The sequence below is a fragment of the Paramagnetospirillum caucaseum genome, from assembly GCF_000342045.1.
Classification (GTDB): Bacteria; Pseudomonadota; Alphaproteobacteria; order Rhodospirillales; family Magnetospirillaceae; genus Phaeospirillum; species Phaeospirillum caucaseum.
The window spans coordinates 54,858-71,961 of record NZ_AONQ01000010.1; the positions used below are offsets into that span (position 1 = coordinate 54,858).

General features: G+C 66.7%; 24 protein-coding genes. 6 read left to right on the forward strand and 18 right to left on the reverse strand.

The features are described from left to right. Positions 1-1,875, reverse strand: coding sequence for a phage terminase large subunit family protein (locus H261_RS05380; RefSeq protein WP_008615190.1), 1,875 nt, complete (start codon positions 1,873-1,875; stop codon positions 1-3). A 52-nt stretch (positions 1,876-1,927) separates the two neighbouring features. Continuing rightward, positions 1,928-2,470, reverse strand: coding sequence for a hypothetical protein (locus H261_RS05385; protein ID WP_040475747.1), 543 nt, complete (start codon positions 2,468-2,470; stop codon positions 1,928-1,930). A 101-nt stretch (positions 2,471-2,571) separates the two neighbouring features. On the opposite strand from H261_RS05385, the gene H261_RS05390 reads away from it, so the two are divergent. The 4 genes from H261_RS05390 (at position 2,572) to H261_RS05405 (ending at position 3,910) form a co-directional block, all read left to right on the forward strand. Then, the gene (locus H261_RS05390; protein ID WP_008615193.1) at positions 2,572-2,793 is read left to right on the forward strand and encodes a hypothetical protein; all 222 of its coding nucleotides are present in this window, start codon (positions 2,572-2,574) and stop codon (positions 2,791-2,793) included. Between the two features lie 122 nt (positions 2,794-2,915). Then, positions 2,916-3,500 (forward strand): DUF3489 domain-containing protein, encoded by a 585-nt coding sequence (locus H261_RS05395; RefSeq protein WP_008615194.1) that lies wholly within the window; start codon positions 2,916-2,918, stop codon positions 3,498-3,500. A 9-nt stretch (positions 3,501-3,509) separates the two neighbouring features. Next, complete coding sequence (locus H261_RS05400) at positions 3,510-3,707, forward strand: hypothetical protein (RefSeq protein WP_008615195.1); 198 nt, start codon at positions 3,510-3,512, stop codon at positions 3,705-3,707. Next, the gene (locus tag H261_RS05405; protein ID WP_008615196.1) at positions 3,707-3,910 is read left to right on the forward strand and encodes a hypothetical protein; all 204 of its coding nucleotides are present in this window, start codon (positions 3,707-3,709) and stop codon (positions 3,908-3,910) included. The genes H261_RS05400 and H261_RS05405 overlap by 1 nt, the downstream gene beginning before the upstream one ends. A gap of 18 nt (positions 3,911-3,928) precedes the next feature. Here the strand turns inward: H261_RS05405 and H261_RS05410 are convergent, their stop codons facing one another. After that, complete coding sequence (locus tag H261_RS05410) at positions 3,929-4,138, reverse strand: DUF7220 family protein (RefSeq protein ID WP_008615205.1); 210 nt, start codon at positions 4,136-4,138, stop codon at positions 3,929-3,931. Between the two features lie 92 nt (positions 4,139-4,230). Between H261_RS05410 and H261_RS25735 the strand changes: the two genes are divergently transcribed. Both H261_RS25735 and H261_RS05415 read left to right on the forward strand, forming a co-directional pair. Then, a complete protein-coding gene (locus H261_RS25735) occupies positions 4,231-4,395 on the forward strand; it encodes a DUF6900 domain-containing protein (RefSeq protein WP_008615218.1) in 165 nt (54 codons plus the stop codon). Positions 4,396-4,397: 2 nt separating this feature from the next. After that, entirely contained in the window at positions 4,398-4,607 is a 210-nt protein-coding gene (locus H261_RS05415; protein WP_040475778.1) for a hypothetical protein, read from the forward strand. Here H261_RS05415 and H261_RS05420 read toward each other — a convergent pair. From H261_RS05420 to H261_RS05490, 15 genes are all read right to left on the reverse strand, one after another. Next, positions 4,594-5,856: a site-specific DNA-methyltransferase gene (locus H261_RS05420; protein ID WP_008615221.1), complete on the reverse strand. Its 1,263-nt coding sequence runs from the start codon at positions 5,854-5,856 to the stop codon at positions 4,594-4,596. The two genes, H261_RS05415 and H261_RS05420, sit on opposite strands and share 14 nt — an antisense overlap. Then, entirely contained in the window at positions 5,846-7,231 is a 1,386-nt protein-coding gene (locus tag H261_RS05425; RefSeq protein WP_008615222.1) for a site-specific DNA-methyltransferase, read from the reverse strand. Before H261_RS05425 ends, H261_RS05420 begins: the two co-directional genes overlap by 11 nt. Positions 7,232-7,542: 311 nt before the next feature. Further along, on the reverse strand, positions 7,543-8,007 hold the full coding sequence (locus H261_RS05430; RefSeq protein WP_008615223.1) for a DUF6362 family protein: 465 nt from the start codon (positions 8,005-8,007) through the stop codon (positions 7,543-7,545). Next, complete coding sequence (locus H261_RS05435; RefSeq protein WP_008615224.1) at positions 8,000-8,197, reverse strand: hypothetical protein; 198 nt, start codon at positions 8,195-8,197, stop codon at positions 8,000-8,002. Before H261_RS05435 ends, H261_RS05430 begins: the two co-directional genes overlap by 8 nt. Further along, a complete protein-coding gene (locus H261_RS05440; RefSeq protein ID WP_456095268.1) occupies positions 8,194-8,748 on the reverse strand; it encodes a crossover junction endodeoxyribonuclease RuvC in 555 nt (184 codons plus the stop codon). The genes H261_RS05435 and H261_RS05440 overlap by 4 nt, the downstream gene beginning before the upstream one ends. Positions 8,749-8,845: 97 nt before the next feature. After that, positions 8,846-9,103, reverse strand: a complete 258-nt coding sequence (locus H261_RS05445) for a hypothetical protein (protein ID WP_152426719.1) — start codon at positions 9,101-9,103, stop codon at positions 8,846-8,848. 47 nt (positions 9,104-9,150) lie between these two features. Continuing rightward, a complete protein-coding gene (locus tag H261_RS05450) occupies positions 9,151-12,189 on the reverse strand; it encodes a DUF7146 domain-containing protein (protein WP_008615228.1) in 3,039 nt (1,012 codons plus the stop codon). Next, entirely contained in the window at positions 12,182-13,495 is a 1,314-nt protein-coding gene (locus H261_RS05455; RefSeq protein WP_008615230.1) for an ATP-dependent DNA helicase, read from the reverse strand. Before H261_RS05455 ends, H261_RS05450 begins: the two co-directional genes overlap by 8 nt. Continuing rightward, the gene (locus H261_RS05460) at positions 13,492-14,256 is read right to left on the reverse strand and encodes a hypothetical protein (RefSeq protein WP_008615232.1); all 765 of its coding nucleotides are present in this window, start codon (positions 14,254-14,256) and stop codon (positions 13,492-13,494) included. The genes H261_RS05455 and H261_RS05460 overlap by 4 nt, the downstream gene beginning before the upstream one ends. A gap of 7 nt (positions 14,257-14,263) precedes the next feature. Further along, on the reverse strand, positions 14,264-14,620 hold the full coding sequence (locus H261_RS05465) for a DUF6511 domain-containing protein (protein WP_008615234.1): 357 nt from the start codon (positions 14,618-14,620) through the stop codon (positions 14,264-14,266). An 11-nt stretch (positions 14,621-14,631) separates the two neighbouring features. Next, a complete protein-coding gene (locus H261_RS05470; protein ID WP_008615243.1) occupies positions 14,632-14,859 on the reverse strand; it encodes a VHS/ENTH/ANTH domain-containing protein in 228 nt (75 codons plus the stop codon). Beyond that, positions 14,859-15,593 carry a hypothetical protein gene (locus H261_RS05475; RefSeq protein WP_008615244.1) on the reverse strand — a complete coding sequence of 245 codons (735 nt, stop codon included), beginning with the start codon at positions 15,591-15,593 and terminating at the stop codon, positions 14,859-14,861. The genes H261_RS05470 and H261_RS05475 overlap by 1 nt, the downstream gene beginning before the upstream one ends. A 14-nt stretch (positions 15,594-15,607) precedes the next feature. Then, positions 15,608-16,432 carry an ATP-binding protein gene (locus H261_RS05480; RefSeq protein ID WP_008615245.1) on the reverse strand — a complete coding sequence of 275 codons (825 nt, stop codon included), beginning with the start codon at positions 16,430-16,432 and terminating at the stop codon, positions 15,608-15,610. Next, positions 16,432-16,707 carry a hypothetical protein gene (locus H261_RS05485; RefSeq protein WP_008615246.1) on the reverse strand — a complete coding sequence of 92 codons (276 nt, stop codon included), beginning with the start codon at positions 16,705-16,707 and terminating at the stop codon, positions 16,432-16,434. The genes H261_RS05480 and H261_RS05485 overlap by 1 nt, the downstream gene beginning before the upstream one ends. A gap of 47 nt (positions 16,708-16,754) precedes the next feature. After that, the gene (locus H261_RS05490; RefSeq protein WP_008615247.1) at positions 16,755-17,090 is read right to left on the reverse strand and encodes a hypothetical protein; all 336 of its coding nucleotides are present in this window, start codon (positions 17,088-17,090) and stop codon (positions 16,755-16,757) included. Between the last annotated feature and the right edge of the window lie 14 nt (positions 17,091-17,104).

The window sequence follows — 17,104 nt, forward strand, 5'->3', positions numbered from 1 at the left end:
TCACTGCATCCCGCTGAACTTGATGATCCGCCGGGGACGGCGGGCGATCCGGCGCACCTGCCCGGCTTGGGGTTCACTGGTGCTGGCGACAACGGCCAGTTGCTCTTCCAGATCCCGCCACTTGGCCTCCGGCCAGCGGTCGGCACCGGCGATCCAGGCGGCGGCGCGGGCATAGACCCGGCAATCCAGCGCCTCGTTGCGTTCCCGCAGCTTCTGCCATTCCAGCTTGGAGAAGCCGCGCCGGTTCTTGACCGTCACCAGCTGCTCGGCGACGAACTGCTTGCACCACTCCGAATCCGCCCACGATGGCAGATGCACCGTTCCGGCGGGGAAACGGAGTCCTTCGGCCAATTCCTCGTCGGTGGGGCGCTCGAGGCGCAGAAACCGGTAGGTTTCCGTCTTGAAGGTGGACACCGCCACGATCCACAGCCGGGCACCGCGGCGGACCTTCTTGCCGCCCTCGGTGGCATCGACCAGGGTGGGGCCGGAGACCGGGCTGGAGCGATTGAAGCCCTCCACGCCCTTGATGGGCGAGACCTGGCCGACGCCCATCCTGCGGCCCCAGGTGTAGACCGCCGAGGATTCGTAGCCGGAGTCGATGGCGAGACGGGCGATCTTCAGGGCCGCGCCGCTGGTATGGGTCCAGGTTTGCCCCAGCACCCGCTCCAGCGCCGCCCAGGTTTCGGCGTGTTCCGGCCCGCCGTCGATGACGACATGGTCGACCAGCCAGCTTTCCAGTCCGCGTCCCCAGGCCCAGACGTCGATCTCGACACGGTCCTTCTGGACGTCGGCCCCGGCGGTGAGGAACAACCCGCCCGCCGGCACGGTGCCGTTGGCCCAAGATTCCCTGCGGTCGTAGAGGCGCTGCCAATCGGGCGCCTCGCCGGATTCGACCCAGGTCTCGCCCAGCACGGTGTTGCGGAACACCCGCAGCGCGTCGTCGGAACCCTGCGTCGCTTCCCACAGGCGGGCGATGCTCTCCCAGGATTGCCAGCCCGGCGGCGAGTAGAGGGCCGAGATGTGGAAGCCGACGGTGCCGGGGTCCTCGGCCACCGCCGTGGCCCGCCAAATTCCTGCCGCCAGCATGGTGGCCTTGGCCGATTCGGTGATCGGCTGGTCGCAGGATTCGCACAGGTAATGGACGGAGGCCGGCTGACCCTTGTCCCATTTCAGCCGCTCGAATTTCAGCCACTGCATTTCGCCGCAATGGGGGCACGGCACGAAGAAACGGCGCTGGTCGCTGGCCTCGAATTCCCGCTCGATCCGCGACAGCCCGCGAATGGTGGGCGTCGAGACCAGGAACGCCTTGGCCCGGTGGGCGAAGGTGGCCATGCGGGCACAGGCCAGCGCCACCGGGTCGCCCTCCTCGTCGGCCGAGGCCGGGTAGGCATCGACCTCGTCGAGGAACAGGTAGCGCGCCGGCATGGAGCGCAAACCAACGGCGCTGTTGGCCCCGGTCATCACCAGGGTGCCGCCGGGAAAGTCCTTCGACAGCATCGTGTTGCCGGCGTCGCGCGAGCGGGCCGGCTTGACCCGTTCCCGCAGGATGGGGCTTTCGTCAATCAGGGTGTCGATGCGCTGGCGCGAGTTGCGCTTGGCCATCTCGACGGTGGGCTGCACCGCCAGCACCGGGCCGGGGGCATGGTGGATGATGAAGCCGAGGAAGTTGTTGCCGGCCTCGGTCGCGCCCACCTGGGCGCCCTTCATGAATACCACCCGCCGGCAGGGATGGGACGGCGACAGGCAATCCATGATCTCGCGTAAGTAAGGCGTGCGGGCGGTGCGGTAGCGGCCCGGCTCGGCCGACGCCCGCGAGGACAGCACCCGGTGCCGATCGGCCCATTCCGACACCGTCAGCAGCGGGTCGGGCCGCAATCCATCCCGCCAAGCCTGGAGCAGGATGTCCGCGCCCCGGAAGCCCAGGGTATCATCGGAAATTCGGCTCGATGGCGGCGAGTTCCCCAAGGTGATCCCTCACATAGGTTTCCAGCAGGGTCTGCATGGTGTGGGCGTCGATCCCGGCCTCCAGCGCCATCTGCGCCGCGACGCGGGCCGGCCAGGTGATCCAGGAATCGCGCTCCTGGCGGGCCAGCTTGAAGACCAGGGCCGAGGCCCGCGCCCGGTCGACCACCTCTTCCTTGAGGCGATCCACCTGCAGCCGCGCCTTCTGCGCCTTGGCCACCTCGTGCATGGTCCGCGCCTGGGCGAAGGTGGCGCCGGAGGATGGCGGTGGCGATGCTGTCGGCTTCGCAACAGGGGCGGCCGGCGGCGGAGCGGCTATTGCCGCCGATACCGGAGCCGCCGGCATTTTCCGGGCCGGATCGGTCCGGGCATCCCAGGCTGCGTCGGCCTTGGCCGGGTCAATGGTGCCGTCGGGCTCCTGCGGAATGCGCCCCGTCTGCACCGCCTTGCGCACGGCGGTATGGCTGACGCCGCGCCTGCGGGCGTATTCCCGGACGGATAATCCCATGGCTGGATGTCGCTCGATAAAGCAATGAAAGAAGACACTTATCCGGTTGATGTGTCCCGCCCGCAGAGTGATTGATGGTCCCACGAACAACGGAGGACACCATGAGCAAGCGCGGCGACAACACCCAGGCCCTGGACACTTTTCTGGTCAGGAAGGCCGAGATCGACACCATGCTCGCCCGGCTTCAGGCTTTGAGTGACGAGCATTTCAACTGGTCACCGGACGAGATCAACTGGGGCCATGTTGGAACGATGGCCCACTACGCCGAGATGCTGAAGCGGATCACCGACAGCGCCTTCAAGGAGGGCGAACACGCCGAGTAGCCGATCAGGCTCCGCACCGCCCCCCGCCTTCGCGGGGGCAGGCTCCGACCGGCGTCACGCTGGCGGGGCTTGGGGTGGTACAGGCGCGGGACGGTCCCGCGCCACCATTGGAGAACCACCCCATGATCCAGTTGTCTGACACCCAGGCCGTCATCCTGTCCGCCGCCTGCGCCCGCGAGGACGGCAATCTGCTGCCCGTCACCGCGTCCCTGAAGGGCGGCGCGGTCAACATGGTCCTGAACAGCCTGATCAAGAAGGAACTGGCCGAGGAAATCCCCGCCGAACCGGGCGCCCCGGTCTGGCGCGAGGACGAGGACGGGACCCCGCTGACGCTCCGCGCCACCGCCGCTGCCTACGCGGCCCTGGGCATCGAGTCCGCCACCGCGCCCACGGGCGCCGACACGGCGCCAGAAGAAGAACCGGCAATGGACGTGGCCGAGCAACCCGAAACCCCGCCCATGGGCGCCCACGGCGCGCATGAAGCCAAACCCGCCCGCAAGACCCGCGAGGGCACAAAGCAGGAGGCACTGATCGCCCTGCTGAAGCGTCCCGAGGGCGCCAGCATCGAGGAAATCAGCACCGAATTCGGATGGGCGCACCATACGGTGCGGGGCGCCATCGCCGGGGCCTTGAAGAAGAAGCTGGGTCTCGCCGTCACCAGCGAGAAGGTCGAAGGGCGCGGCCGTACCTACAAAATCGCCGAATAGGAGCCGCCCATGCCCCGCTACTGCGTGATCATCACCCGCGACGTCACCGAAAGCACCGTCGTCGAGGTCGAGGCCGAAACGCCCGAGCAGGCCGAGATGGCGGCCTTCGAGAAACTGCATGAAAGCACCGACACCGAGTGGGAACTCGACGAAGGTTCCTGGAACAAGGGCGATTCCTACGTCACCGGCTTGGATGAACTGCCTTGATGGCGCTCGATTTCGGTCAGAACCATCAGGGCTTGATCGAGAGCCGGCATATCACCGGCCCTCGTCGCACGTTCGACATGGTTTCGAGCGATGTCCAGCGCGGCAGCCCCATGGGCTTTGATCAGTTCATCGGCTGTGCGCGTCACCATGAGAGGATCGATGGCCATGTAGTCCGTCTATTTTTCATGGGTGGCGAAGAGTAAGGACTTGAGGCTCTCTTGTCATCCGAGGCGTTCGAAGGCGCGCCGCAGCACATAGCTGCGCACCAAGGAGACCACCAAGAACATCAACCCGATCAACAAATCGTCCGAAATGGCGATACGGATACCGAACAGCGGGAACACCGCCACCTGCGTCGCCACCGCCAGAATGTAGCCGATGACCACGTTGGTGATGGCCTCGGTCAACGACATGCGGCGGCTTTGGCGCATCAGTCTAATCCATTGAAAATGATTAACTAATCGACTTGATAAGCCTGCGCGGGAGAGCATTACTGGGTCCACCACAACGGAGGAACCAGACGATGCAAACCCGTGACGAAGCCCTGGCGAAGATCGCCGCCACCATCCTGGACCTGGAAACCCTGGCGACCCGGAACAGCGACCGCCTCGACTTCCACGAGCTTTCGGTCTGGGGCATCAAAGCCGCACTGGAAGCCGCCTACGCCGCCGGCCAGGAGGAAAAGTGATCATGGCCCTGACCGTCCGCCCCACCGCCGCCCTGAAGGCCCATCCGCTCTGGTCGCAGACCGACTTCGAATACTTCCGGGGCAAGGGCTATTCCAACCAACAGATCCTCGAATTCTGGGAGCGCGACCTGCGCCTCGGCTGCCAGCCGCTGAACTGGAAGCCCACCGACGCCAAGTACCAGCATTCCCTGCGCCGGATCACCCGGCGCTGACCACCTTCCCGGCGGCGATCTCCTCGAAACTCCGGCCATCGCCGTCCAGCACGGCCTTCTGCCCGGACAGCTTCTGCCAGCGGCCGACGATCACGTCGGCATAGGCCGGGTTCAGTTCCATGGCGAAGCAAGTCCGCCCCGTGGTCTCGGCGGCGACCACCGTGGTGCCGCTGCCGGCGAAGGGCTCGTAGACCCCGTCGCCCTCGGCGCTGTTGTTGAGGATGGGGCGGCGCATGCATTCCACCGGCTTCTGGGTGCCGTGAACCGTGGCCTCGTCCTCGTCACCACCGTTGCCGATGGCCCACACCGTGGCCTGATCCCGCGCTCCCTGCCAATGGCCGGTGCCGGTCTTGCGCACGGCGTAGAGGCACGGCTCATGCTGCCAGTGGTAATCGCCGCGCCCCAGGACGAAGCGCGGCTTCGACCAGATGATCTGGGCGCGAACCTTGAAGTCGTTGGCTTCCAGGCTGTCGGCGACGGTCTTGGCGTAGATCGCCGCGTGCCAGACATAGGCCACCTCGCCGGGGAACAGCGCCCAGGCTTCGCTCCAGTCGGCGCGGTCATCGTTGGCGACCTTGCCGGTGCGGGAGGTGGACGACACACCGGCCTGATTGCGCCAGGACGGGTCGTATTCCACCCCATACGGTGGATCGGTCACCATCAGATGCGGCGTGGCTCCGGCCAGCAGGCGCTCGACATCGGTGGCGTTGGTACTGTCGCCACACAGCAGGCGGTGCTTGCCCAAGATCCACAGATCGCCGGGCCGGGTCACCGGATCGGCGGGCGGTTCGGGGATTTCGTTCTCGTCTCCTGCCTCGCCGGCACCGTCGCCGTCACCTTCCGCGTCGGCCATCAGCCGGTCCAGGTCTTCGTCGGAGAAGCCGATCAGGTCGAGGCTGAATCCCTCCTCCTGGAGGCGGGCCAGTTCGGCGGCCAGCAATTCGTCGTCCCATCCCGCGTTCAGCGCCAACTGATTGTCGGCGAGACGGTAGGCGCGGGCCTGGGCATCGGTCAGGTGATCGAGCCGGATCACCGGCACCTCGGTCAGCCCGAGATGCCGGGCGGCCAGCAGGCGGCCGTGGCCGGCGATCAGCACGCCGCGCTCGTCCACCAGGACCGGCACGTTGAAACCGAATTCAGCGATGCTGCCGGCGAGTTGGGCTACTTGCCCCTCGGAATGCGTCCTGGCATTAGCAGCGTAGGGCAGCAGCCGGTCGAGCGGCCATTTCTCGATCGCTTCAACCAGCATGGTCAACTCCGCGCTCGGCCGCCACCGCCGCGAACGGGCGGCCATCGGCCAGCGTCACCGGGATTTCGGGAAACAGCGCCTGCCAGCGCAGGATCGCCACATCGACATAGGCGGGTGCCAATTCCATGGCGCGGACCTTCCGCCCGCACCGCTGGCCGGCGATAATCGTGGAACCCGATCCGCTGAACGGCTCGAACACCACATCGCCCTCGTTCGAATAGGCCCGCATGACGAAATCCGGCAGCGCCACCGGGAACACCGCCGGATGACTGCCGTCGCCTTCGATGGCGCCCTTGTGGCGGGTCACCCGCAGCACGCTGTCAGGAATGCGGGTGTCCTGGATGGCATTGCCGTGGCCGGCCTTCCTCGACACCGTGCCGTCGGCGGCGCGCAGGCCACCACCGCCCAGCGTCTCGCCGGCATGGGCGCAGGGCACGATCTTGTTGGGCTTGCGCGACACCTTGTTGAAGTGGAACACCAGTTCGAAGGCGGGCGCGAGCCGCCCGCCCCAATCGCCCGGCAGGCCCGGCCCCTGATCCCAGACATAGAGACCGAACCGCCGCCAGCCGGCCTCGCGCATCGCGTCGAGCCAGCCGCGCCAGTAGGGCACCCATTCCCCATCGCGGTGGATCAGGCCGAGATTGACCAGCACCTGGGCATCGGCCGTTACCGGCAGGGCGGCGAACACCCCGGCCATCAGCCGATCCCAATCGCCGATCCCGCCCGAGGCGTAGTCCCGCTGCTGGCCGTAGGGCGGCGAGGTGAACACCAGCGCAGCCGTTTCCCCCGCCATCAGCATGGTGATTGCCGCCGCATCGGTGGAGTCGCCGCACAGCAGGCGGTGATTGCCGAAATGCCAGAGGTCGCCGGGACGCGACACCGGGTCGCGGGGCGGCTCGGGGGCTGCGTCATCGTCGTCGGTACCGGCCGATTCCTCATCGCCTTCCGGTTCGTCGTCGAGGGGCGCCATCAGGTCGGCCAGTTCCTCGTCGGAAAAGCCGGTCAGCCCCAGGTCGAAACCATCGCCGTTGAGGGCGTGAAGCTCGGCCGCCAGCAGTTCCTCGTCCCAGCCGGCGTTGAGCGCCAGCTTGTTGTCGGCCAGCACATAGGCGCGGCGCTGGGCCTCGGTCAGGTGGTCGAGCACCAGCACCGGCACGGCGTCCAGCCCCAGCCGCTGCGCCGCCGCAAATCGACCGTGGCCGGCGATGACGTTGCCCTGGCCGTCGGCGAGGATGGGATTGGTGAAGCCGAACTCGACGATGCTGGCGGCGATCTGGGCGACCTGGCTGTCCGAATGGGTCCGCGCGTTGCGGTCATAAGGGCGTAGCCGGTCGAGCGGCCAATGCTCGACCGTATCGGGAAGCGGATGGGGCATGGTGGTGGAAACCTGGAAACGGGGTGGAAACCCGGGCGGGTTTCCAGGGGCCGGTTTCCACCCAGGTTTCCACTTGGCGAAGACGCGAAAGGCGCGGAACGCCTGGGCGCCGCGCCTCTCATGTGGAAACTGGAAACCGAAGTGGAAACCTAGATTGTTCGGCTGTCGCTACCGATATCCGGCGCTGATGCCCCCCGCATAGCGAAATGTGCCGGGGAGGAACCAATTCTCCACGGTACGGTGTTCTATTCTTTCGCCCGCTCCGGGCGGCGGATCATTTGATTATCGTCTCCGCCGCCCAGTTCCCCAGGCTATGGGCAGACCCTACCATTTCTGGCCATGTTTGTTGCATTCCTCGATGTTGCACGGGTGTTGCACGACTTCTCCTGTCTTTTCAATGAGTTCAGCTTTGTCGACATGGTGACGAGGGCAGAGGTCCAATGCCGCCATGCCGTCGTGCGGTCAACCCCGAACTCGTGGGTGATAGCCTTCCATGGTCGTCCACAGGCCCGCCGCCAGACGAGGCGGCTGTCGTTGAGATCGAGCCAGCGCAGCCAGACGAGGGTTTCGTCCATCTGGTCGATGGCCTTGGTGGTGGGCGGGCCGAGACGAACGGCGGCCTCCTCCCAGCCATATGCGTCCCAGTATTCCCGCACCATCGGCGGCCAGGTGCTGGCATAACCCTGCACCTTCACCGGTGGCAGGCGGCGGAGGGTGTCGGCGGCTTCCTCGAGGTAGACCGCCACCATCTTTGGGGTCCAGTAGAGGTCATCCATGGGAAGGCTCCTGCGCCGGACGGTTGCCGTAGAGCTTCTTACCAAGCTGGCGGACCAGTTCACGTTCGGGCCAGGTGAGGCGCTGGTCATCCTCGGCGATGACCAGAACACCGCGTTCCTGCCAGCCATCGCGCTTGACCTGCTCGGGGTCGCGACGGTTGCCGCCGAAGCCGGGGGGATGCCACTTCATCGCATGCCTCCGTCGGTGTCGATGGCCCAGGACAGGATGGCCAAGGCGTCGGCCTCGTTGTCGTCCTCGGGATTGAAGCCGCGCGCCCGCATGGCGGCAATCACCGCGTCCTTGCCGGCATTGCCCTTGCCGGTGGCGTGGCGCTTTATGGTGCCGACAGGCACGCCCTGGTACGGCAGGTGTTTCAAGTCGCACCAGGCGGTGAGATGGGCGAGGAAGCCGCCATAGATGTGGGCTGCGTCGGTGCCGGCATGGCGGCGGACTTCCTCGAAGTGGATCGTCGCGATGCCCTTCGAACCGCCCAGGAGGTGGTCGAGCCAGGAGCGGAAGCGCAGGTAGCGCATGCCTCCGCCTTCGTATCGGCCCGGACGGAACGCCATTGTGCCGGAGACGATGACTCCGTCGCCCAGCCGCATGGCCCAACCGGTTGTGGTGCCGAGATCGAGGGCGAGGATGCTCGCGCCGCGTTCGGAGCGGCCAATGTTTAGCGGCGGCAACGCCGTCGGTGGACTTGCAATGGCGCCCTGAGGGGGCAGAGTCGAGACAGCCATGATGGTCTCCGTGAAGGGGAATGTCGTGGTCAGGGCGACGGCGGTTCGTGTTCTTGGCGGGACAGGCCACCGTCGCCCGCCTGGGATTGAGTGCCGTTCAGCCGGGCGGGCCACGGGGCATGCCCAGCCAGATCCGCACGGCCTGCGCCCGGTCCTCGTCCAGCAAGGGGTCGAGGCCGAACTCGTCGAAGATCGCGTCGAAGCTGGGTGTCGGCGGGCGGACGGGCTGCGGGGCGACCGGCATTCCGAGCAGGCGGACGATCTCGGCCTTGCACTCCCGCAACCGGGCGCGCAAGGACTCGGACAACGGCTGGGGTGCGGCGAGACGCAGGTTGCCGTCTTCGAGACGGACCATCCCGCCGTGATCTGAGACCTCCTGGAGGAGTTGACGGGCGGCGGTGGTCATATGACCTCCTCCCACCAGCGTTCCGGCGCGGGGGGAACGTTGCTCCCCGTTCCAGGGGCACGTTCCCCACCACGTTCCCCGGTAAAATCACAATGATTTCCGTCAGGTAGTGGACATGGGGAACATGGGGAACGTTTTTCGGCATCCCCACTCATGTGCGTGTGTGCGCATGCACCCGTATGTATGTGAGGTATGGAAAAACGTTCCCCACGTTCCCCACGTTCCCCGGAGCCTTGATTTTCCTCACGAATTTCCGGGGAACGTTGGGGGGAACGTTGGCTTTCGCCGTCACAACGTTCCCCACCGTCGTTGATTTCGGGGTGGTCGCAACCTTCCCCACGTTCCCCGGTCTCGAAATCTCCCCCTGGATGACGTTCCCCACCTTCCCCGAAATCCGGGCCTGGAAAATGTTCCCCCTGGTCGGGCGCCGCCTGTTCGATGGCGAGATGCCACCGCTGGGCTTGGTGCGACACGCGTCCGGCGCGCACCCGCAGCTTCATGCTGCCGACGACGAAGATGCGATCCCGCATCCGTCCGAGGGCCTTGCCCAGGCGGGTGCGCTGCGAGCGGTCCCCGCCGTCGCCCAGTGGCAGCGGCGGCTCGCTGGTGAGCGCCACCTGATGCAGGTCGGCAGTGGCCACATCCGCCGTGCCGTGGCGATCCCACCAGGCGCCGATGAAGGCCCGCCAGGTGGCGCCTTCGGCATCGGCGGTCTCGTAGGTTTCGTCGAGGTTGGTGAGGAATCCAGGAACGCCGGCCACATCCAGGAGACCGCCCATGATCGCCGCCCAATTGTCGAAGCTGCCGAGGCTGCGCTCACCCTGGCGAGGGCGGCCGGCCGCGATCCATGCCTGGCCGAGCGTCAAACACGCCGCGATGAGGTGGGAGCGATAGGCCTTGGTCCAGCCGCGCAGATCGGCATGGCGGAAATCACCGGCCTTGCGTCGCCAGGGTTGATCAACATGGGCATCGAGGCGGATGCGGACGATGCGCCGCGCCATCTCGTGGGAGAATTGCGGGTTGTTGCCGGTGGCGACCCAGACGCAGCGGATGGGGAAGCGGGTCATCTCCGAGACGCCCAGTACCCGGTCCTCCCAGGCGGGCATGGTCAGTGCCGCCGACAGGGCGCCCGAATCGAGCTTCAGGTTGAGGTTGTCGATCACCACCATGGCCGGCATCGACCGCAGCTTGGCGGTGAGGCGCTTGCGCCATTCGTCGTCGTCGCGGCCCTCGGCCATGAAGGACGGCGTGGCGCCCAGCGCGACTTCGGCGATCACCTCGACCATCAAGCTGGCGCCGGTGCCGGGCGTCGGCTTCTCGATCATGTGCAGCGGCGTCGGCCCGTCGATCAACTCCCGCATGAACGGCAGCAGCAACAGGGCGAGCGCATGGGCCCGTTCGGCCTCGCAGGTGAACGGGAAATCCCCCAGCAGGTCGTCGAGCAGCAGGGTGCGGGCGGCGGCAACATCGGCGGCGGTCGGTTGGGACGGCACCACCGGCGGGACGAAATCTTCAGGCGGCTCGAACAGCAGCCGAGTGGAGGGATGATAGCCGGGCACCGTCACCAATGTGCCGTCGCGGCCGAAGACCGGTGCGGTGACCACGCCCGCCAGCACCGGCAGGGCGGGATTGGGCGTGGCCAGCAAATTCTTGACCACGGCGATGGGCGGATGGGCGGGTGCCAACTGATTGCGGGCATCCAGTTTGCGCCAGTCGGCCACCAGGGCGAGGACGTGGCGCAGACGGTTCTCGGTCAGGGCGATGGGCTGGGGCTGGCCTTGGTCATCGCATTCGACCCAGCCGGGATGGCCGCCGACCCGGAAAAGCCACGGCGGGTTGTTGGCGTCTTCGACGATATCCCAGCAACGGTTGGTGGCGTCGGCCAGATCGCCGTTATCGGCGCGCATGCGCGGCAGCATACCGGTGGGGGCGACGAAGCCGAGTGGCAGACGAGGATCCCGGCGACGGAGTTGAGCCGGGTTGTTGGTAGCCAATAGATCGGGCAACGGTGTCCATTCCACCGCCGCTTCGACTGTGGCGCGGACGGCATCGGCTCCATTGCGCACCAGCAAGTCGTTGAAATCGTCCCCCTCCGTCGTGGGCAGGGCAATCCACACCCGACGGCCCTCGCGATGAAAGCGGGCGGCGGCGGTTTCGGCGGCGCGCAGGCCGGTGCCGGACGCATCGTGGTCGGCCAGGATCACCACGCGTTTTGCCTCGGGCGGCAGCGCCACGGCCTCCAGATTGCCCGCCGACAGTGTTGCCCAGGCTGGCAGGGCGGGACAGGCGCGCATCACCGCCAGCGTGGTCTCGATGCCTTCCGCCAGACCGAGCAGACCGTCGGCGGACTCGGCCAGCCGCACGGCGCCGGCGGCCACCTTGCCCAGCATCTTGCGGTTCTTGGGGATCGACGCTTTGGCCGTGCCGTCGGCGGCCAGCCATGTGCGGTGCAGGCCGACGGGTGTGCCGGCGCCATCGCGGATCATGGCGACCATCGCTGGCCAGCCGCTCTTGGTGTCCCAATGGGTGAGATCGGGATGGAACAGCAGATCGGGGCAGATGGCGGGTCCGAGCCCGCGCGCGGCGAGATAGGTGTCCACCAGCGAGCCCTGCGCCGGGACGGCGCGGGACAGGATGAATTCGATCTCGCGGGCATCGTCGCGGGGTTTGGCCTGGGCCGGTCGCTGCGCGGCAACGGGCGGCGGGTTGCCGGCGATGTCGGCGGCGAACTCGTAGAGCTCGCGCCCGGACAGGCCGCTGGCGTGCTCGATGGTGCTGAGCACGCCGCCGCCCTGGTTGCCGTCAAAGTCGTACCACTCACCGGCCCGCTCGCCCTTCAGGGTGATTACGCAACTGCCCTGCTTGCGCGGCGCATCGCCGCGGATGTTGGCCAGCCGCCAGACATCCTCTTCCCGTCGGCCGGAGGGAAACAGCCGGGGCACCCAGGTGCCGGCGTCATCACGCAGGCGGGCCACCACCGCGTCGAGGTCGATGCGGTCGGGGCGGAGCGCCGCGGTGTCGTTGAAATCAATCAAGGAGCACCAGCCCTTTCTCCGCCCGAGTAATGGCGGTGTAGAGCCAGCGGGCGCGGTCTTCGGCGGTGCGGCCCAGGCCGTCGTCGAACACCACGATGTTTTCCCATTGGCTGCCTTGGGATTTGTGGCAGGTGATGGCCCAGCCCCAGACCGCCTCGATGGTCTTCTTCTTGGCCCAATGGTCGCGGCGGTCGCGTTCCGGGTCGGGGGCGACGTGCTCGTCGAAATGCCCCTTGTAGATGCGGAAGCGCTCGGCCTTGTCACCGCCAGCCCCGATCCGCTCACCATCCTCGGTGACCACGGTGGCGGTGAACGAGATCTCGTCCTCGTCCTGGATGTCGGCGAGATCGACGAACATGCCGTTGACCAGACCGAGGTCGTTGCGGTTCTTGAGGCAGATGATCTTCTCGCCATCGCCGGTGGGATAGGTGCCGGGGAAGCCAGCCGCCCGCTTCATGGCGAGGTTCAATTGCAGCCGGGTCGAATTGCGGCCGCAGATAACTTGGCCGCCGCGCAGCATCTGCTCCGGCCCGACCTGATTGCGGCGCATCTTCCAGACGAAATCGTCGTGTTCGCCATAGGGGATGGGCAGACCCTGGCGGGCCAGGGTGGCCAGCCGGATGATGGCGCTTTCGCCGGCCTGGCGGTGGATCTCGGTCAGCATCACGTCCGGCGTCTGTTGGGTGAACGCGCCTTCGCCCTTCACCGGCGGCAATTGGCCGGGATCGCCCAGCACCAGGATCGGCTTGCCGAAGGCCAGCAGGTCGGAGGCCATTTCCTCGCCGACCATGGAGACCTCGTCCAGCACCAGCAGCTTGGCCTCCTTCAAGATCGACTGCTCATTCAGCACGAAGCGGGGCTTGTGGATTTCGGTCAGGCGCAGTTCCAGGCTGCGCAGCCGGGTTTCTTCCATCTGCCGGCTTGCCGACGGCAGCGAAGGCAACTGCGCCCTGATATCGGCGATGTCGTTCTTGATCCTCTCGATCTCGGCCGGCGTCGCCTCGGAGACGCGATAGATCAACGAATGGATGGTGGAGGCTGGCGTGCCCTTGCGGGTCATCACCAGTGCCGCCTTGCCGGTGAAGGCGGCATAAAGCACGCCACCGGTGGCGGAGACCGAGCCGTCGATGTCGCGTTCCATGGTGTCGAGACCGAGTTCTGCGATCGCGTGGCGGACGATGGTGGTCTTTCCGGCGCCGGCATAGCCGAACACCCTGAAGACCTGTTGTATGGCGGTGCCGTTGGCGAACCAGTCTTTGACGTCCTCGATCGCCTGGGCCTGAAGGGCGGAGGGGGTGAAGCTCATGATGTCTGCTCCCAGCAGCGTTGGGCGTAGTCGCAGAAGCGGCACAGCCAGTGATCGGAATTGGCGGCGATGCGGGGCGGGAGTTCGTGCGCATCCACGGCACGCAGGATGGCGACGGCGCGGTCGGACAGAGCCTGGGCGTCGGTGGGATCGAACCGGACGGGCTCGTGGAACAGTTCCTGGGTGTTCTTGTTGAGAGCCGAGAACAGCGTCACCGGAACATCCAGATAGGCCATGTAGATCTGGACCTGCGCCCAATAGAGCGGCTTGGACTCCTTCAGTCCCTTCTTGACCAGATCCTCCCAGGAGCGGGCGTTGAGCGCCTTGTGCTCCCACAGCGCCGGCCAGGGCAGGCTGACATCCGGCCCAGCTACGATGACGCCGTCGATGTGGCCGCGAATGCGGCCCCCGGCCACGGAGAAGCCGAACTGGCCGCCGTCGCGGCGCTCGGTCCGCAGATCGAAGCCGGCGGCGCGCAGCCAACGGATGGACAGGGTCTCGAACACATGGCCGGCGTCGAAGATTCGGAGAACCTGGCCGTCGAAGCCGCGCCCTTCGTCGACCGGCACCGCCATCATTTCGAAGGCCAGGCGGCGGGAACAGGGTTCACCAATACGGCTGGCGCCCAGATAGGTGCGGGGTGGCTGGGCTTGGCGTTCGGCTTCCAGGGCCATGTCGAGCAGCCGGTTGATCTCGGCGGCCGTGGCCTGGACGGGCGTGCCGCTGTAGATGGAGCCGGAGCCGTGATTGAGGTCGATCATGATTGCCTCAAAACGGAATCGGGTCGTCGAAGGCGGTGCCGGTGCGCTCCTTGACCCCGGCCTGGCGCTGCATGGACTCGACATAGCCGGTGACGGCGGCCTCGATGAGCCGGTCGATATCCTCGGCGGTTCGGTGGAAGAAGGGCTCCATCAGCCCCAACGCGGTCAGCGCCTCCGCAAACAGCGGTCGGGCATCCTTGATGGCCTGGGTTTCTCGGGCGGTCTTGTCGATCATGCCGTTGGTCCTTTTCGCGATCTCGGCGCCGACTTCCAGGCAGCGCATCGAGCAGAAGCGGTAGAGCGGGTACTGGTCGTGGCGGAGCCGGTGGACGTAGCCGAAACCACGCCCCTCCCGGCCGCACACCGCGCAGAGGCTCACCCCAGCAAGAGCAGGGTCAGGTCCGGGTGATCGTCCGGCTCCGCCTTGATCCGTTCCGAGGCCAGGACCACGAAGCGGCTGATGGCGTTGGTTGCCATGGCCTCCAGGTCGGGCAGGGTCAGGCACCTTATGTGCTGGTGCAGCCTTCCTCTTCCTTCGAGCCATTCGCCAATCGCCTTCGCCGCTTCGCGCGTCACATGGGCCTGCCACTCATCGTCGGTCATCAGCCGTTCAGCCAAGCCGGGCCGGAGGTTTGAGCAGCTGCGGGCGCGCTGGCCGGTGCCGCCGATTGGCGCCATGCCGGGGCTGCGGTGGTGGCGGGAGCGGCAGCCACTGCCGGGGCCGGGGCATTCGCCGACTGCTGCCAGGCCGGCTGGCCGGCCGCCGGCGTCTGGGCGGGCTTGCTGTCCTTTTTGCGGGGACTGGGGCTGGGCTGCACATCCTTGCCCTCCATCACCAGCGGCCACTCCTTCTCATTGGGCAGCACCGGCCGCTCCAGGCGGTTCTTGTCGGCGTAGCGATCGCTGGCCTCGACCATGATCTTGGCGATGAAGGTGATGCCCCCGAGGTCGGCCAGCCCGCGCAACTGCCGCTTGGCTTTGGCGGAATCGCTCATGTCGGTGGGGTCAAGGCCGAGAGCGCTGTCGATCATGCCGCGGAACATGCGCTTGGAGATGTTCCAGCCGACCGAGGCACCCTTCTCGTCGATCTTGCCGCCCGACACCGTGAAGAGGTGCCAGAACTTGCGCCGCGCGTGGGGGCCGTCCACCACGGTGAATTCGCAGTCGAGCGACAGCACGTCGCTCTCGGCCGAGCCGGAGGGCTTCAACAGCCCTTTGTCGGTCTCGAACGGGCCATCGACACCACCGGGGCGGATGGTCATGGTCACCTTGGCGAAGGTACCGTCGGGGATGATCTCGCCGCTGCGCAGCGGCTCGGCATCATTCAGGTCGTACATGGTGGTCTCTCCAGTCAGATGCGGTTGATCTTGGCGAGCAGGGCGCCGAGGTCGGGGGCCTCGGTCACATCGAGTCGACCCGAGCGGTCCTTGGCGGGCAGGCCGTGAGCATTGCCGGCGCGGCAGACAAAGCGGCGTTCCGCACCGGTGTCGGGGGCATGGCGCCAGCCGTCGCCATCGCGGTCGAACAACGACAGCGTCAGCACCTGATCGACGATGCCCGGCAGTTCGCGCGCCGCCTTGCCGCCTTCCATCTGCGGCTGCCAGGTGACGCGGTTGAAATCATCGGTCACCTTTTCAAGGATCCCGACGAAGATCACGGTGCGGCCCGGCGCATGTTGCAGATGCTTCAGCAGCGCGATCACCTCGCGGGCGAGCAGGCCGTAGGCCCCCCTGGTATCTGGTTTTCCGGTCTTATCGCTGATCGCCTCGGGGCGGGTCTTGGCCCAGGCCATGGCTTGGCGCGTCAGATCGGTAATGCTGTCGACGAAGATGATCCGCTTGGTCGCGATGCTGCGCGCGAGGTCGGGATAGCTGGCCAGCAGGTGCTGATGGTGTCCTTCGGAAAAGAAGCCATCCGCCGGCACCGACGGGTCGATGCCGCCGATCAGGCAGGCGATATCCAGCGCGTCGGGAAAGGTGCGGATGGCGATGCTGTCGCCCGGCCATGCCTGCACCGATTTCAGTCCGGCCTCCAAATCGAGACACAGGGTTTCCTCGGGCGGCAAGGTCAGCAGCTGACTGGTCTTGCCGCTGCCGCTGGGGCCGAACAGGGCGATCGTGGTCTTGCCCTGGGCCTCGGTGATGCGCTGATCAGCGCTGACGATGCGCAAAGCCATCACGCACCTTCCTTGCCGGTCATGACAGCATCGACGATCCGGTCGGCGCCGACCGCACCAGCTTGGCGAGCCAGGGAATACAACTTGCGCAGGGCGTGGTAACGATCACCGACCGCGTTGTATTCGGCCTCGACGCCCAGCATGGCGAAGGCGATGTCGTCCAGGGTGGCGTCCTCGACCGCCAGGTCGGTGTCGGAGACGCGCACGATCGCGGGCAGCGCTTCAAGGGCGTAATGGCGCTTGCGCAGGGATTCGAGCTTGGGAATAACGGCCATGTTGGCACCTCTTCTATGGAGGGAATCAGGAAGGGTCGGATTGGCGGTCAGGCGGCCTCCGCGCCCGGCAGCGCCGACAGGGAAGCCGTGTGGCCCCTGGGGCGCGGGCGGGCGATGAGCAGGTAGCTGTAATCCTCGGTGCCGTTCCGACGCTGGACCGGGTGGGCCAGGCCGTGCTCGGCAGCCCAGATGGCCCGCCGAGCGACCCGGAGCAGGTCAATGCGCTGGCGGTTTGGCAGCCGTTCGGTCAGCGGCGAGGAATCGAGCGCCAGGAAACCACGGTGGTATTCCAGCACGTCTCCCGGTGCAGCCTGTCCGAGCCAGCCGCAGAGATCGGTCTCGGTGATGCCCATGGTCGGCAGAGGGGTGATTGCGTCGGTCATGTAAAGCTCCTACC

What these genes read in the sequence shown, in the direction of transcription:
- H261_RS05385 (WP_040475747.1), bottom strand. Translation starts at nt 2,470, where the DNA reads ATGGGATTATCCGTCCGGGAATACGCCCGCAGGCGCGGCGTCAGCCAT.
- H261_RS05390 (WP_008615193.1), top strand. Translation starts at nt 2,572, where the DNA reads ATGAGCAAGCGCGGCGACAACACCCAGGCCCTGGACACTTTTCTGGTC.
- H261_RS05395 (WP_008615194.1), top strand. Translation starts at nt 2,916, where the DNA reads ATGATCCAGTTGTCTGACACCCAGGCCGTCATCCTGTCCGCCGCCTGC.
- H261_RS05400 (WP_008615195.1), top strand. Translation starts at nt 3,510, where the DNA reads ATGCCCCGCTACTGCGTGATCATCACCCGCGACGTCACCGAAAGCACC.
- H261_RS05405 (WP_008615196.1), top strand. Translation starts at nt 3,707, where the DNA reads ATGGCGCTCGATTTCGGTCAGAACCATCAGGGCTTGATCGAGAGCCGG.
- H261_RS05410 (WP_008615205.1), bottom strand. Translation starts at nt 4,138, where the DNA reads ATGCGCCAAAGCCGCCGCATGTCGTTGACCGAGGCCATCACCAACGTG.
- H261_RS25735 (WP_008615218.1), top strand. Translation starts at nt 4,231, where the DNA reads ATGCAAACCCGTGACGAAGCCCTGGCGAAGATCGCCGCCACCATCCTG.
- H261_RS05415 (WP_040475778.1), top strand. Translation starts at nt 4,398, where the DNA reads ATGGCCCTGACCGTCCGCCCCACCGCCGCCCTGAAGGCCCATCCGCTC.
- H261_RS05420 (WP_008615221.1), bottom strand. Translation starts at nt 5,856, where the DNA reads ATGCTGGTTGAAGCGATCGAGAAATGGCCGCTCGACCGGCTGCTGCCC.
- H261_RS05425 (WP_008615222.1), bottom strand. Translation starts at nt 7,231, where the DNA reads ATGCCCCATCCGCTTCCCGATACGGTCGAGCATTGGCCGCTCGACCGG.
- H261_RS05430 (WP_008615223.1), bottom strand. Translation starts at nt 8,007, where the DNA reads ATGGATGACCTCTACTGGACCCCAAAGATGGTGGCGGTCTACCTCGAG.
- H261_RS05435 (WP_008615224.1), bottom strand. Translation starts at nt 8,197, where the DNA reads ATGAAGTGGCATCCCCCCGGCTTCGGCGGCAACCGTCGCGACCCCGAG.
- H261_RS05440 (WP_456095268.1), bottom strand. Translation starts at nt 8,748, where the DNA reads ATGGCTGTCTCGACTCTGCCCCCTCAGGGCGCCATTGCAAGTCCACCG.
- H261_RS05445 (WP_152426719.1), bottom strand. Translation starts at nt 9,103, where the DNA reads ATGGTCCGTCTCGAAGACGGCAACCTGCGTCTCGCCGCACCCCAGCCG.
- H261_RS05455 (WP_008615230.1), bottom strand. Translation starts at nt 13,495, where the DNA reads ATGAGCTTCACCCCCTCCGCCCTTCAGGCCCAGGCGATCGAGGACGTC.
- H261_RS05460 (WP_008615232.1), bottom strand. Translation starts at nt 14,256, where the DNA reads ATGATCGACCTCAATCACGGCTCCGGCTCCATCTACAGCGGCACGCCC.
- H261_RS05470 (WP_008615243.1), bottom strand. Translation starts at nt 14,859, where the DNA reads ATGACCGACGATGAGTGGCAGGCCCATGTGACGCGCGAAGCGGCGAAG.
- H261_RS05475 (WP_008615244.1), bottom strand. Translation starts at nt 15,593, where the DNA reads ATGTACGACCTGAATGATGCCGAGCCGCTGCGCAGCGGCGAGATCATC.
- H261_RS05480 (WP_008615245.1), bottom strand. Translation starts at nt 16,432, where the DNA reads ATGGCTTTGCGCATCGTCAGCGCTGATCAGCGCATCACCGAGGCCCAG.
- H261_RS05485 (WP_008615246.1), bottom strand. Translation starts at nt 16,707, where the DNA reads ATGGCCGTTATTCCCAAGCTCGAATCCCTGCGCAAGCGCCATTACGCC.
- H261_RS05490 (WP_008615247.1), bottom strand. Translation starts at nt 17,090, where the DNA reads ATGACCGACGCAATCACCCCTCTGCCGACCATGGGCATCACCGAGACC.